Source organism: Alkalicoccobacillus plakortidis, assembly GCF_023703085.1.
Lineage (GTDB): Bacteria > Bacillota > Bacilli > Bacillales > Bacillaceae_D > Alkalicoccobacillus > Alkalicoccobacillus plakortidis.
This window is the reverse complement of record NZ_JAMQJY010000001.1, coordinates 1255953-1270573: the sequence shown is the minus strand read 5'-3', so window position 1 is coordinate 1270573 and position 14621 is coordinate 1255953. Positions and strand designations below refer to the sequence as shown.

The 14621-nt window shown below is 38.8% G+C and carries 11 protein-coding genes and 2 pseudogenes; 12 read left to right on the top strand and 1 reads right to left on the bottom strand.

Annotated features, from left to right (window positions below; all coding sequences use genetic code 11):
• Window positions 1-127 precede the first annotated feature (127 nt).
• From zapA to uvrC, 11 genes and pseudogenes are all read left to right on the top strand, one after another.
• On the top strand, window positions 128-388 hold the full coding sequence (zapA, locus tag NDM98_RS06870; RefSeq protein WP_251605686.1) for a cell division protein ZapA: 261 nt from the start codon (window positions 128-130) through the stop codon (window positions 386-388).
• A 21-nt stretch (window positions 389-409) separates the two neighbouring features.
• Entirely contained in the window at window positions 410-955 is a 546-nt protein-coding gene (locus NDM98_RS06865) for a CvpA family protein (RefSeq protein WP_251605683.1), read from the top strand.
• An 82-nt stretch (window positions 956-1037) separates the two neighbouring features.
• Window positions 1038-2771 carry a DNA polymerase/3'-5' exonuclease PolX gene (polX, locus tag NDM98_RS06860; RefSeq protein WP_251605680.1) on the top strand — a complete coding sequence of 578 codons (1734 nt, stop codon included), beginning with the start codon at window positions 1038-1040 and terminating at the stop codon, window positions 2769-2771.
• 12 nt (window positions 2772-2783) lie between these two features.
• Window positions 2784-5145 (top strand): annotated as a pseudogene (locus NDM98_RS06855) (endonuclease MutS2).
• A 14-nt stretch (window positions 5146-5159) separates the two neighbouring features.
• On the top strand, window positions 5160-5576 hold the full coding sequence (locus NDM98_RS06850; RefSeq protein WP_251605677.1) for a DUF350 domain-containing protein: 417 nt from the start codon (window positions 5160-5162) through the stop codon (window positions 5574-5576).
• A gap of 507 nt (window positions 5577-6083) precedes the next feature.
• Window positions 6084-7151 carry an amino acid ABC transporter substrate-binding protein gene (locus NDM98_RS06845; RefSeq protein ID WP_251605674.1) on the top strand — a complete coding sequence of 356 codons (1068 nt, stop codon included), beginning with the start codon at window positions 6084-6086 and terminating at the stop codon, window positions 7149-7151.
• A 120-nt stretch (window positions 7152-7271) separates the two neighbouring features.
• Window positions 7272-8447 carry an amino acid ABC transporter permease gene (locus NDM98_RS06840; RefSeq protein ID WP_251605671.1) on the top strand — a complete coding sequence of 392 codons (1176 nt, stop codon included), beginning with the start codon at window positions 7272-7274 and terminating at the stop codon, window positions 8445-8447.
• 7 nt (window positions 8448-8454) lie between these two features.
• Entirely contained in the window at window positions 8455-9663 is a 1209-nt protein-coding gene (locus NDM98_RS06835) for an amino acid ABC transporter permease (protein WP_251605668.1), read from the top strand.
• Window positions 9664-9678: 15 nt separating this feature from the next.
• Window positions 9679-10470: an amino acid ABC transporter ATP-binding protein gene (locus NDM98_RS06830; protein ID WP_285803891.1), complete on the top strand. Its 792-nt coding sequence runs from the start codon at window positions 9679-9681 to the stop codon at window positions 10468-10470.
• 422 nt (window positions 10471-10892) lie between these two features.
• Window positions 10893-11207: pseudogene (gene trxA, locus NDM98_RS06825) on the top strand (thioredoxin).
• A gap of 182 nt (window positions 11208-11389) precedes the next feature.
• A complete protein-coding gene (gene uvrC, locus NDM98_RS06820) occupies window positions 11390-13108 on the top strand; it encodes an excinuclease ABC subunit UvrC (RefSeq protein WP_251608996.1) in 1719 nt (572 codons plus the stop codon).
• 66 nt (window positions 13109-13174) lie between these two features.
• Here uvrC and NDM98_RS06815 read toward each other — a convergent pair whose 3' ends face one another.
• Entirely contained in the window at window positions 13175-13585 is a 411-nt protein-coding gene (locus NDM98_RS06815) for a DUF2507 domain-containing protein (protein ID WP_251605665.1), read from the bottom strand.
• A 390-nt stretch (window positions 13586-13975) separates the two neighbouring features.
• Between NDM98_RS06815 and NDM98_RS06810 the strand changes: the two genes are divergently transcribed.
• Window positions 13976-14584 (top strand): succinate dehydrogenase cytochrome b558 subunit, encoded by a 609-nt coding sequence (locus NDM98_RS06810; protein ID WP_251605662.1) that lies wholly within the window; start codon window positions 13976-13978, stop codon window positions 14582-14584.
• Window positions 14585-14621: the final 37 nt, after the last annotated feature.

Here is a 14621-nt window from a genome sequence, read left to right as displayed (position 1 = left end):
TTGTGCTTCATGTTATGATATAAGCTAGGGTTTTCTCGCTTTTAAAGAAAAAAATGTAGCAGGTATACCACATCCGACATTTGTGTATAAACAAATATTGGATAGGGTGAATGAGGGGGCTTTTTTGGTGGCGAATCAAAATGACAAAAAGCAACGGACAACAGTCTCTATCTATGGTCAGCAATATACAATTGTCGGTCAAGAAGATCCTGCTCATGTTAAGGAAGTTGTTCGATATGTTGATGAACAAATGAGAGAAATGAAGCGTAAGAATCCATACTTAGATACAACCCGCCTTGCTGTACTTACCGCAGTTAATGCAGTAAGTGAATATAAAAAGCTAGAAAAGCAAGCTCGTTCCAATGAGTCACACTCAAAAGAAAATTAGCACGACAGGAGAGTACGTATTATGTTAAGTATCATTATTTTGCTGATGCTATTGTTCAGTTTTTTTGTAGGCAGAAGACGTGGCTTTATCCTTCAGCTTATTCACCTTACAGGTTTTATTGTATCGTTATTTGTTGCATACAAATATTCAGGAGCCTTAGCAGACAATATTCAATTTAGACTTATTATTCCTTTTCCAGAGTTTGATGGTGATGGAATTGGGGGCATGTTATTTCAGGCCTTTAATACAGAAGATGTATACTACAGAGCGATTGCCTTTGCCCTGTTATTCTTTGCAACGCGGATTATCTTGCATATTGTAGGAACCATGCTTGATTTTGTTGCACACTTACCAATTCTGCGAACTATTAATAAACTATTGGGTGGAATTCTATGTGTAGTAGAAACGTACCTAATTGTATTTGTGCTTTTATTTGTAGCTGCCGTGCTTCAAATTGATGTTGTTCAAGGCTTGATGCAAGATTCACTGGTTGCACAGTTTATGATGAACCATACACCATTTTTATCTGATTGGATCAAGGACTTATGGATCAGTCAAGATTTTTAGAAGGTTAAAAAAGGCTTGCTCAAGTGAGTCTGCCTTTTTTACCTTTTTTACAAGAACTATGTGTAGAAACGGAGAAGGCTAAATGGATAAAAAAAAGGTTATTCAAATACTAGAAGCAATTGCTGTTTATATGGAAATAAAAGGTGAGAATTCTTTTAAAGTTTCGGCATATCGGAAGGCAGCAAAAGCATTAGAATCCGTTCCGGAAACATTAGAAGAGATTAAAAAGGCTGAATCACTTGATGGAATAGGCAAAGGCACAGCATCTGTCATTGAAGAATTAAAACAAACAGGGCAATCCTCGCTTCATGATGAGCTTGCAGCATCTTTTCCAGAAGGACTTTTACCATTATTAAAGCTACCAGGTCTTGGCGGCAAAAAGGTTGGTAAGCTTTATCAAGAGTTAGGTGTAACTGACCTCGCATCATTAAAGCAAGCCTGTGAAGATGAAAAAATTCGCGGAATGGCTGGATTTGGTGCAAAGTCAGAAGAAAAAATCCTCGCAGCAATAGACGCCTTTCAAACTCGACCAGAACGAGTAGGAATTGCAGTTGCTATAAAAGCTGCAGATTTTCTACTGGATAAGCTTCAGTATATGGAGGGAATTATCCGCTATGAATTAGCTGGTAGCCTCAGACGTATGGAAGAGACGGTCAAAGATATCGATTTTATCCTATCAACAGACGATCGAGAACAAGTCAAGGAGCAGTTGCTTCAGCTTGATGGGATCTTGCAGGTTGTTGGAGCAGGTGATACGAAGGTATCCATTGAAATAACTGTAGATGAGCTTGTAATCGGTGTTGATTTTAGGTTGGTACAAGATGATGAGTTTGCATCAGCGCTCCTACATTTTACTGGCTCTAAGGATCATAATGTAAAGCTTCGACAGCTTGCTAAGGAGCGCGGTGAACAAATCAGCGAGTATGGTGTATTAAATAAGGAAACGGATCAAACCACTGTCTTTAAGGACGAGCATTCGTTTTACGCTCATTTTGACCTGGCGTATGTTTCACCTGAGGCACGCTTAGGCAAGGATGAACTTGTACCACTTACAGAAAAGATCGATTATCCATCTGATTCATCCATTCAATCTGATCTGCATATGCACACAGTATGGAGTGATGGCGCTCATTCAATCAAAGAAATGGCAGAAGGAGCAGCAAAACGTGGTTATTCTCACATTGCAATCACTGACCACTCTCAATTTTTAAGGGTAGCAAATGGCCTAACAGTTGAGAGGCTGAAAGAACAGCATCAGCAAATTAAAGAGATGAACAAACAATCAAACATTCATATCTTTACTGGAATCGAGATGGATATCCTCCCTGATGGCACCTTGGACTACGAAGATGATGTGTTACAGGATATTGACTTTGTGATTGCGTCTATTCATTCTTCTTTTTCTCAGAGTGAAGAAATGATCATGAGTCGTTTAAAAACAGCTCTGTTTCATCCTCATGTTGACCTTATTGCCCATCCGACAGGACGGATTATTGGAAAAAGAGATGGATATGCTGTAAATGTCCCGCAACTGATTAAATGGGCCGCCGAAAGTGGGACGGCTCTGGAACTTAATGCGAGCCCTGAGCGGTTAGACCTTTCTGCCGAGTGGATTAGACTTGCACATGAACACCAAGTGCCCATTGCAATCAATACAGATGCTCACCACGTTGATCGTTTGGCATATATCCGGTATGGTTTAGGAGTAGCTCGAAAAGCAGGTATTCCAACCGATTCAATTATTAATACATGGTCGTTAGAACGGTTACAGACGTATCTCAATACAGACAAATCAAAACGAATGAGTAGTCGTTAAAGGAGTTAATAAATGGAACATGTAATGCGTGTTTTAGAATATACAAAAATGAAAAAGCAACTGCTTGACCATGTTGCTTCTTCCTTAGGTAGAGAGAAAGTAGAAGCTCTAGTTCCGTCGACTGAGCTTGAAAAAGTTCAACAATGGCAGGAGGAAACTTCTGAAGGTGTTGAAGTGCTTAGATTAAAAGGACATATTCCTCTTGGTGGCATAAAAGATGTCAAAACCGAGGTGAAAAGAGCGCAAATCGGTGGCGCATTAAGTGCGTCCGAGTTGGTTGATATTAGTTCTACGTTATATGGTGGAAGACAGATGAAAGCATTTATTGAAGAGGTAGCCGAAGAAGAAAATACACCGATTCCACTGCTTATAGAGTATGCCGATCAACTTGAACCATTACGTGAGCTAGAACGAAGTATAAACCAATGTATTGATGATTATGGTCATGTGATGGATTCTGCAAGCTCTGAACTACGAACCCTTCGTCATCAAGTTCGTAGCTTTGAATCAAATGTGCGCTCTAAATTAGAGTCGATGACAAAATCACAGAACACACAAAAGATGTTGTCAGACGCTATTATCACGATTCGAAATGAGCGTTATGTGATCCCGGTAAAACAAGAATATCGCGGGTCATTTGGAGGGATTGTTCATGATCAATCTGCCTCTGGCGCAACGCTTTTTATAGAGCCACAGGCTGTGGTTGTATTAAACAATCAACTTAGAGAGTCTCGTATGAAAGAAGCTCAAGAGGTTGAACGAATTCTAACCTTACTTTCGGCACAAGTAGCTGAACAGGCAGACCCTATTCTGATTAATTTAAGTATCTTAGCAGAATACGATTTTATCTTTGCAAAAGCACAGCATGCAAAAAAAATAAAAGCGACAAAACCGAAGCTAAATACAAACGGATATGTTCAGCTAAAAGATGCTAGACATCCTTTATTAGACCCACAGACAGTTGTACCAATTTCTTTAAAGCTTGGTGGAGAGTATCGCTCACTAATCATTACAGGGCCGAATACAGGTGGGAAAACAGTCACGTTAAAAACCGTCGGATTGATAACACTTATGGCTCAATCGGGGCTGCAGATCCCGGCAGAGTATGACTCTGAGGTTGCAGTCTATACATCAATCTTTGCTGACATTGGCGATGAGCAGTCGATTGAGCAGAGTTTAAGTACATTTTCTTCTCACATGACCAATATTGTGCGTATTCTTGATCAGATGAATGCAAGCAGCCTTGTTTTAATCGATGAATTGGGAGCAGGAACGGATCCAACTGAGGGAGCAGCGCTTGCCATATCCATTTTGGATACAATTTATCGACGTGGAGCATGTGTCATGGCTACTACGCACTATAGTGAATTAAAAGGGTATGCCTATAATCGAGAAGGTGCAATTAATGCGAGTGTGGAATTTGATGTTGAAACACTGCGCCCAACCTATCGTTTATTAATTGGCGTTCCAGGTCGAAGTAATGCGTTTGCGATTTCAAGACGTCTTGGTTTAAGTGAAGATATCATTGAGAAGGCAAAAGAGCAGATTGATATGGACTCCACTCAGATGGAAAATGTCATTGCTTCGCTTGAAGAAAGCCAAAAGCAGGTACAGAAGGAATCAGATGAGGCGACACAGCTACGAAAGGATTCAGCAAAGCTACATGCCCAAGCTTGAAGAGAAGCTAGCAGAACTAGAAGACCAGAAGCAGGAGATCTTAAGACAAGCAGAGGAAAGAGCTGCGAATGCCATTAAGGATGCAACGGAAGAAGCAGATGTTATTATTTCAGAATTAAGAGATCTTCAGAAACAAGGTCTCTCAGTAAAAGAGCATCAAATCATTGAAGCAAGAAAACATTTAGACGAAGCGGCACCTAAGCTAACCAGTAAACAAAAACGAGTCAAGAAGCTTACTCAACAGGCTAACAGAAAACCAGTTGCAGGTGATGAGGTTAAGGTTCTAAGCTTTGGACAAAAAGGAACCATTCTTGATGATTTGGGTCACGATGAATATCAGGTGCAAATTGGTATAATGAAAATGAAGGTCGAACTTAAAGACATTCAAATCACTGAAAAAGCAAAACCAATTGAAACAAGACCGATGGCAACACTTCGAGGAAATGGATTTCATGTAAAACCTGAACTAGATTTACGTGGCGAGAGATTTGATGAGGCCATGCTAAAAGTAGAGAAGTATATCGATGACGCCTTATTAGCTGGGTATCATCAGGTTTCAATTATTCATGGAAAAGGAACAGGTGCCCTGCGTAAGGGTGTTAAACAGCTTGTAGACAAACACCCACGTGTAAAAGCAGCACGTGATGCAGACATGAAAGATGGCGGCTTAGGAAACACAGTTATTGAACTTAAATAAGAGAGGCTGGGACTATGGAACAGTGGATTATAGAAAATGAATATGTCCGAACACTTGCTTTTTATAGTGTAAGTATCCTAGCACTTGTTGTCTTTTTGGCAGTATTCGAAACAGTCACAACTTATAAAAACTGGGAAGAAATTAAAAATGGAAACCTTGCTGTAGCGATGGCAACTAGTGGTAAAATATTTGGAGTAGCCAATATCTTTAGACATTCCATTCAGCATTCTGACTCCTTGTTAATTATGCTCATGTGGGGAGCGATTGGCTTTGTCCTGTTATTAATTAGTTACTTTATCTTTGAATTTTTGATGCCGTCGTTTAAAGTGGATGAAGAGATAAAACGAGATAATCGTGCAGTTGGCCTAATGTCTATGGTCATTTCTATTGGTCTTTCTTACGTCATTGGTGCTGGAATCATTACTAGATAAAATAAAGGGGAGAGTCATGGAAAAGCTAGCAAAGGTCCTATACGCCTGTTGTGGAGTCTTACTAATCGGTGGCGTTATTTTTCTCTGGATTAACTAAACATTAATAGATTTACTCTCATTTCGAGGCTAAGATAGACACATTTAAGTATGACCAAAGCCGAAGCATTATGTTGATTCAATCACATAATGCTTCGGCTTTTTGTATAAAAAAGAGTAGAACAACGACTTCGCACTCTGTTTAGGCGGTATCATCAAAGCGATCTATTCCCCATCCTAAAAGCTCCCTTCAGGAACCCAATGCTTCTTTTCGACCACAACCATCTTAACATCCAATTACCTTTCTATTATGGAAAAGTAGCGGGTTAATATGAATTAATATGGTCAAAATCTATTTTTTTCTAAAAATATATAGTCAGATTATTTGACCAATTCAATGCAGTCTGAATTTATCTAGTATATAAATAAGTGTAGTTAGATTATTAGAATAGGTCAGGGGGACTTTTACGAATGAAAAAATTATTATTTAGTGGTTTTTTATTAGCTAGTTTTTCCGCACTTCTAGTAGCATGTTCTGATGAAACAGATGCACCAGCTGATGGTGAAGCACAAGGTAATACAAACTCAGGTGGCAATATTTCCGCTATTCAAGACCGTGGTGAACTTGTTTTAGGAGCAACAGACCAGTTACCAGGGTTTGGATATGTTGGTTCAGATGGTGTTTATAATGGCTTTGACATTGAATTTGGAAAAGTAATGGCTGCTGCCATTTTAGGTAATGCTGATGCTATTGAATTTAGACCGTTATCCGCTCAAGAACGATTTACAGCATTACAAACTGGTGAGGTAGACATATTAATTCGTAACACAACGTTGACACTAAACCGAGATGTAGAAATTGGCTTAAATTTTGGACCTACAACTTTTTATGATGGACAAGGAATGATGGCACCAACAGATAGTGGAGTCGAAACACTTGAAGATCTTGAAGGAGCCCGTATTGGTGTTGAGCAAGGAACCACAACGGAGTTAAATCTAGCAGATCAAATGAGTAAACGTGGAATTGATTTTGAGACTGTAACATTTTCTGATCAAGACAGTTTAATTGCAGCTTACGAGTCGGGTACGATTGACGCTTGGACAACAGACCAATCTGCACTGGTATCAAGATTAGATACATTACAGGATCCAGAAGGCCATGTGATTCTGAATGAAGTTTTATCAAAAGAGCCACTTGGACCTGCTGTACTTGATGGTGATGATCAGTTTTATGAAGTCATGTACTGGGCAACAAATGCAACCATTCAAGCAGAAGAATTTGGCATTACATCTGAGAACGTTGATGACTTCTTAGATACAGAAGATCCAGATATCGCTCGTTTCCTTGGAGTTGAAGAAAATTTAGGAGAACAACTTGGACTAGAAAATGATTTTGCTTATCAAATTATTAAACAGGTTGGAAACTATGGTGAAATTTATGATCGTAATCTGGGATCAGGGAGTCCATTTAATTTAGAACGTGGATTAAATGATCTATATACAGAAGGCGGATTATTGTACTCACCACCATTTAGATAATGCCATTGAACTGAATAGGAAAAGCCTGCTTCGTAAGTTAGTAGAGAGGCAGGCTTTTCTCTTAAAATTTGGCAATCAATCAAGATAACAGATCGATAGATAAAGAAAGGATGAATTGGATTGGCTCAGCCTTCTACCCAAAATCGCCCGCCTTTCTGGCGTAATCAAAAGTATCTAAATCTTATTTGGCAATTACTGTTTCTAGGAGTTATTATCGGGGTGATTTATTACCTTGCCACTAATGCGATTGCCGGATTAAGCCGAGCGGGCTTAGGTCTAAGTTTTAACTTTTTAAGTAGTCGCGCATCGTTTCCAATTGGAGAATCTGTCATTAGTTTTGCTGCTTCAGATACGTTTTCAAAAGCCTTAATTGTTGGATTTCTAAACACATTAAAGGTCTCAATCGTTGGTATCATTCTTACGACAATTGTAGGTGTTGTTGTGGGTGTCTCCAGGTTGTCAAGTAACTGGTTACTACGCACGATTTCAACCTGGTACATAGAAATCTTCCGTAACACACCTGTGTTAGTCCAGATTTTCTTCTGGTATTTTGCTGTTATGCTTGCAATGCCACGTATACAAGAAGCGAATGCTAATTACGGGTTTATTATTAGTAATCGAGGATTTGTTTTTCCTTGGTTCGATACAAATTCTTCTTTTTATTTTTGGCTAGGCCTATTACTTCTAGCTGTCATTGCTGCTTTTTTTGTTTTCAAGTGGAAAAACAAACAACAACTTGAAAAAGGAGTGAAGCTATACCCAAGCGTTTGGTTTATAGGTGTAGTGGTTGCAGCGATTGGTGCAGGTTATTTGATATTCGGTGAATTTCCAGCATCATTAAGTATTCCAGAACATACAGGAACGGGAACGTCAGGAGGGTACCGCTTCTCACCTGAATTTGCTGCCATCCTTTTTGCATTAGTAATGTACACAGCGACGTATATAGCTGAAATTGTACGAGGAGGAATCCTCGCTGTACCTAAAGGACAGATCGAAGCAGCCGAGGCACTTGGATTAAGTTCTTCAAAAATTTTACGCTTTGTGACGTTCCCACAAGCGATTCGTACCATCATTCCACCTGTTACCAGTCAATATCTTGGTTTAGCTAAAAACTCCAGTTTAGCGGTAGCAGTTGGTTATCCAGATTTATTTAGTGTCGGAAGTACAACGCTAAATCAAACAGGTAGAGCGATTGAAGTCATAACCATTATGCTACTTGCTTACCTAACCATTAGTGTGGTGACATCGCTTATTATGAATATCTACAATAAATACACCGCATTGGTAGAGAGGTGAGTAGAATATGGATCTTGAAAAGCTTCAAACAATAGAGAATAAGCCGTCAGCTCCAATGCCTGCTGAAGTAAGGCTTGGTCAAGCCGCTTGGCTAAAAAAGAATTTGTTTTTTTCATGGTTTAGTTCCATTTTGACGATTGTTTTATTAGCGGGAGCTGTTTTATTATTAAAAAATGTATTAGGTTGGACGTTTTTTACAGCAAGATGGGAAGTTATCTCTGCAAACTTTAAGTTATTTATGGTCGGTCAATACCCGCTGGAGCAGCTTTGGCGAGTATGGGTATCTTTACTTTTAATTAGCTTATTTATTGGAATTACGTATGGTGCTAGACGAGGCATCTCAAATATTATGTTCTTCACGATAACAGCTGTTTATGTTGTTGCAATGGCGTTACCGTTTATTTCGGGCTCATCACGTATTTGGCTTGTTGGGGCTATATTGTGCATAGCTGCAGGCTTTGGTATAGGATCCGTTGTTCCTTTTCTAAAAAAATATGCGGGATTTGCATGGATACTTTGTTTTGTATTAGTGTTGTTTTTTATTCAAGGTTTTGGAATTTTGCCAGAAGTACGAACAAACACATGGGGCGGCTTAATGCTAACAATGATGCTTGCCACGATTGCGATTGTGTTCTCTTTTCCAGTGGGTGTGCTATTTGCCTTAGGTCGAGCAAGCAAATTACCTATCATTCGTGTGATTAGTGTGATCTATATTGAGATCATTCGTGGAGTTCCACTTATCACCATTTTATTTATGGCTCAAATTATGGTGCCTTTGTTTTTACCTGGTGGAGTAACAGTGGATAATGTAATGCGTGCGATGGTTGGACTTATTATTTTTAACTCTGCCTATATTGCGGAGAATGTCCGTGGTGGGCTGCAGGCTGTTCCGGGAAGCCAAGTTGAAGCCTCACATGCATTAGGATTAAATACATTGAAAACAACCGTATTTATTGTTCTCCCGCAGGCTTTACGAGTAACTATTCCTTCAATGGTTGGTCAGTCGATCTCCATTCTAAAAGATACAACTCTTGTTGCTACAGTTGGTTTATTAGACGTATTGGGAATTGGACGAACGGTCATTTCAAACCCAGAATTTTTAGGAACACAAAAAGAAGTATTTGTGTTTGTTGCATTACTATTTTGGATTATCTGTTTCACAATGTCCGTTACAAGTCGCAAACTAGAACGATCACTAAGTGTGGGTCATAATTAAGAGAGGGGACTTTTTATGAGTAAAGAAACAGAAGTACTAGTAGAGTTTGATCCAAGTATTCCTTTACAAGAGAGAGAAGACATCATTGTCTGTGAAAGTGTGAATAAATGGTACAGTAATGAATTACATGTATTAAAAGATGTAGATGTTTCAATTAAACAAGGTGAAATCGTATGTATCTTAGGACCATCAGGATCAGGTAAATCAACATTTATCAGAACAATTAATGCTCTTGAAAAAATTCAAAAAGGGCAGATAACAGTTGATGGAATAGAGCTAACAGAAGATAACGCTAAAATTGATGCCATTCGTAAGGAAACGGGAATGGTATTCCAATCCTTTAATCTCTTTCCCCATCTAACCATCTTAAAGAATATTACCTTATCACCTATCTGGGTGAAAAAGATGCCAAAAGCAAAAGCAGAAAAAATTGCACTCGAGTTATTAGAGCGTGTGGGTATTCCAGAGCAGGCTCACAAGTTTCCTGGGCAATTATCAGGTGGTCAGCAACAGCGTGTAGCCATCGCCAGAGCACTAGCGATGCAGCCAAAAATCATGTTGTTTGATGAACCTACATCTGCGCTTGATCCAGAGATGGTTAAAGAAGTACTAGATGTAATGAAGGAATTGTGTAATACAGGGATGACAATGCTTGTAGTGACACACGAAATGAGTTTTGCACGAGAAGTAGCAGATCGAATTATCTTATTTGATCAGGGGGAACTAGTCGAAATGGGTACCCCAACCGAATTATTCGACAACCCCAAACACGAAAGAACAAAAACCTTTCTTTCAAAAATTCTATAAAACAGTACGATCCAAAATTTCGAAATGCCTCCGAGGACTCAAAACCTCAGAGGCATTTTGTTAGGTTTGAGATTTTGAAGTATTGAGGTATTAAAGTTTTAAGGTGTAATGTTTTAGATGAAATGGATCTTAAAAGCCAAAGAAATAATACAAAATAATACTTCTCACACAGCGGAAGTGATGGGGGAGGCCGACTCCAGGAGGAGGAGAGGGCAGGTGGAAATCCACCGGCAGAGCCGGTTAGTTCCACGCCCGCCTGCGGAAAGCGCGCCTCCCCATCCATGGAGCGCCGCCGAAGCACCTGTTAAAGTTTATAGTTAGTATCACTCAATCTTTTCTAAGCAATTAATTAGCATCAGACATTCTTGAGTGCTATAATAACTTTTGTAACCAAGTTAAAGGATTTAAAGGAGGATTTTATCATGGCAATTGTTAACGTAACAGACCAAACGTTTTCTTCTGAAACAAGCGATGGTGTCGTTTTAGCTGATTTTTGGGCTCCGTGGTGCGGACCTTGTAAAATGATTGCGCCAGTTCTTGAAGAACTTGATTCAGAAATGGACGGTAAGATTAAAATTGCAAAGCTGGATGTTGATGAAAATCAAGAAACAGCTGGAAATACAGTGTAATGAGCATTCCAACACTTCTTGTTTTTAAAGACGGAGAAGTAGTAGATCAGGTTGTTGGCTTCCAAGCCAAAAGAAGCATTAGCTGAATTGGTAAACAAACACCTGTAAGAGTCTCTTACACGATAAAAACCGCCTCTCTTATAGAGGGCGGTTTTTCTATGTCATCTTGTAAAGCACTGAAAAAAAAGGCATGATGGTACTAGGAATTGAATTGACGAAAAGGGGGGAGTTCATTGAGCCAACTGAAAGAAAAGCTGACTATACTTCCTAATCAACCAGGTTGTTATCTAATGAAAGATCGGCAAGGTACCATTATCTATGTAGGAAAGGCGAAGGTCTTACGTAACCGTGTCCGCTCCTATTTTAGTGGGTCCCATGATGCTAAAACACAACGGCTTGTTAGTGAAATTGTAGACTTTGAATATATTGTAACTAGCTCTAATATCGAAGCACTTATTCTTGAGATGAATTTAATCAAAAAACATGACCCTAAGTATAACGTCATGCTAAAAGATGATAAAACATATCCCTATCTAAAAATCACAAACGAAAAACATCCCAGGCTGATTACAACCAGACAAGTTAAAAAGGATGGAGGCAAGTATTTTGGTCCTTATCCAAATGCAGGAGCAGCTAACGAGACCAAAAAGTTGCTTGATCGAATTTATCCTTTAAGAAAATGCCGGAAGATGCCTGATAGTGTGTGTTTGTATTACCATATAGGTCAGTGTCTAGCCCCATGTGTGTATGATGTGACAGATGAGCAAAATCAAGAAATGGTACAAGGCATTTCAAGGTTTTTGAAAAATGGACATTCCGATGTGAAAAAGACCTTAACGGAACGCATGATGAAGGCTTCCGAGGAATTAGATTTTGAACGTGCAAAAGAGTTTAGAGATACGCTAGTTCATATGGAAGCAATTGTTGAGAAGCAGAAAATGACTGTTAACGATCATGTCGATCGCGATGTGTTTGCATTTGCTTATGATAAAGGGTGGATGTGTGTTCAAGTCTTTTTTGTCAGACAAGGTAAATTGATCGAACGAGATGTTTCGCTGTTTCCATTTTACAAAGATGCTGCAGAGGATTTGATGACGTTTATCGGTCAATTTTATTTACAAAAGCAGCATATAAAACCATCAGAAATCCTAGTACCAAAAGAAGTTGATTCTGAGCTCATACAAGAATTGCTTCAGGTTAAAGTGTTGGAGCCTAAACGAGGCCCTAAAAAAGAACTTATTGAGTTGGCGTCAGAAAATGCTCAGGTTGCATTAAAGGAAAAATTCTCACTTATTGAACGAGATGAAAATCGTACCATTCATGCAATCGAGCGACTAGGCCATGCGATGGATATTCCAACTCCATACCGTATTGAAGCATTTGATAATTCAAATACACAAGGAACAGATCCAGTTTCAACCATGGTGACTTTCCTTGACGGGAAACCAAATCGAAAAGAGTACCGAAAGTATAAAATCAAAACGGTTGAAGGACCAGATGATTATGGTTCGATGAGAGAGGTTGTACGTAGACGATATGTGCGCTTATTAAAAGAAAATCGACCTCTTCCTGATTTGATTGTCATTGATGGTGGAAAAGGACAAATCGCTGCTGCTCAAGAGGTAATAGAGGATGAACTTGGGTTAACGATCCCGATTTGCGGTTTAGCAAAGGATGAAAAACACCGCACGTCTCAACTATTAAAAGGCTCGCCGCCAGTTGTGATTCCACTTGCACGAGATAGTCAGGAGTTTTATTTATTACAACGAATCCAGGATGAGGTCCATCGATTCGCGATTACGTTCCATCGTTCGGTACGCTCGAAAACATTTTTTCAGTCTGTACTTGATGATATACCAGGCGTTGGTTCAAAACGGAAACAAAAGCTACTTAAACATTTCGGTTCTGTAAAAAAAATGAAAACTGCTACAGTGGAGGAATTTATCGAACAAGGTATGCCTCAATCTGTTGCCGAGTCAATTGTAGGTAAATTAAACGAAGAATCGTGAGGACATAATCAGACCAAAAAACGAAGTGTATGATTACACTTCGTTTTTTGGTGATCTTGGTTATGACTATTTGTCAATTTCGTCATATCGGTCCATTGTGACTTGAATGTGAATCAGGTGACGTTTTTCAGACAATACAGCAACAGCAATTGATTGGGTCAAACTCTCAAATTGCTGAGCAAGGAATCCTGCTTCAAGTTGATAACAGCGAGGATCACCTTTTCCCATCCATGGCCCCTCTAATTCAAATGTCTTTTCGTAAGGCTTTTCTTTTATTAGCGATAATGTTCCCCATTCGGCTCTCTTAAAAAAATCAACAATGTCATCGATTGATTCTAGTGAATGAGACCTGGCAATGGATTTGCCTAACCAATATAATAGTGACTCTTTTTCTGTACCAAGCAACTCAGATAATACATCATTGCGGATTAAATCATAGCCAAAGTTAGACTTCTCCTGTTCAAGCTTTGAATCCATAACAAGTAAACACCTCTCTACTTTCTAGTATAAAGCACATCTGCAAAATTTCTAGAGTCAGTTGTCTGATTTTTTTTGTTCATTTATGTGACACGATGTAATAATTGTTTGCTCAATTTATTTGATTTGTCTAAATAATTTATTGAAAAAAGATTAGCTAGATATCTTATACCTCAATGTAGACGTGTAAATTGGCGTTGTTTATTATGTTTAATTTGTATACGGTTTCTTGACGGCTTTACCTGATCAGAGTACAATTAATTTGTCGGATTTTATTACTTATTAAACTATGATAATAATGCAAAAATGTCAGGAGGATCTTGGTATAAGAAAAATAGAAAAAGAGAACATACGCTGATCGGGTTAAATTTTTTAGTGGGGGGAACTAGTATGGCTGAAAATCGTGAATATTTGTTTCGAAGACTGCATTCTTTACTAGGAGTAATACCAATTGGAGTATTTTTAATCCAGCATTTTGTTGTAAATAACTTTGCAACAAGAGGTCCTGAAGCATTTAATGCTGCAGCGCATTTTATGGAGAGTCTACCTTTCCGTTATGCTCTTGAAATCTTTATTATCTTTATTCCATTGCTTTATCATGCTATTTATGGCGTTTATATAGCTTTTCAGGCAAGAAACAATTCGTTTCAATATAGTTACTTTAGAAACTGGATGTTTAGACTACAACGTGTAACTGGTATCATTCTAGTTATCTTTATTTCTTGGCACGTATGGGAAACAAGAGTTGCCGCTGCTATGGGCGCGGATGTTAACTACGACATGATGGCTAGTATCTTCAGTAATCCGTTTATGGTTGCTTTTTATATTGTAGGTGTTGTAGCTGCTACATTCCATTTTGCAAATGGACTTTGGTCTTTTGCTGTTTCTTGGGGAATTACCGTAACACCACGTTCACAACAAATTTCAACTTTTGTCACTTTAGGTGTGTTTGTTGTCATGACATTCGTTGGAATTCGAGCAATTTTCGCATTTATGTAAATAGTACGAGCGTGAATAATAAAGGAGTGAATCTAGT

Excerpts from the sequence above, each read along its gene's own strand:
- NDM98_RS06865 (WP_251605683.1), top strand. The coding sequence starts at position 410 with ATGTTAAGTATCATTATTTTGCTGATGCTATTGTTCAGTTTTTTTGTA.
- polX (WP_251605680.1), top strand. The coding sequence starts at position 1,038 with ATGGATAAAAAAAAGGTTATTCAAATACTAGAAGCAATTGCTGTTTAT.
- NDM98_RS06850 (WP_251605677.1), top strand. The coding sequence starts at position 5,160 with ATGGAACAGTGGATTATAGAAAATGAATATGTCCGAACACTTGCTTTT.
- NDM98_RS06845 (WP_251605674.1), top strand. The coding sequence starts at position 6,084 with ATGAAAAAATTATTATTTAGTGGTTTTTTATTAGCTAGTTTTTCCGCA.
- NDM98_RS06835 (WP_251605668.1), top strand. The coding sequence starts at position 8,455 with ATGGATCTTGAAAAGCTTCAAACAATAGAGAATAAGCCGTCAGCTCCA.
- NDM98_RS06830 (WP_285803891.1), top strand. The coding sequence starts at position 9,679 with ATGAGTAAAGAAACAGAAGTACTAGTAGAGTTTGATCCAAGTATTCCT.
- uvrC (WP_251608996.1), top strand. The coding sequence starts at position 11,390 with ATGAAAGATCGGCAAGGTACCATTATCTATGTAGGAAAGGCGAAGGTC.
- NDM98_RS06815 (WP_251605665.1), bottom strand. The coding sequence starts at position 13,585 with ATGGATTCAAAGCTTGAACAGGAGAAGTCTAACTTTGGCTATGATTTA.
- NDM98_RS06810 (WP_251605662.1), top strand. The coding sequence starts at position 13,976 with ATGGCTGAAAATCGTGAATATTTGTTTCGAAGACTGCATTCTTTACTA.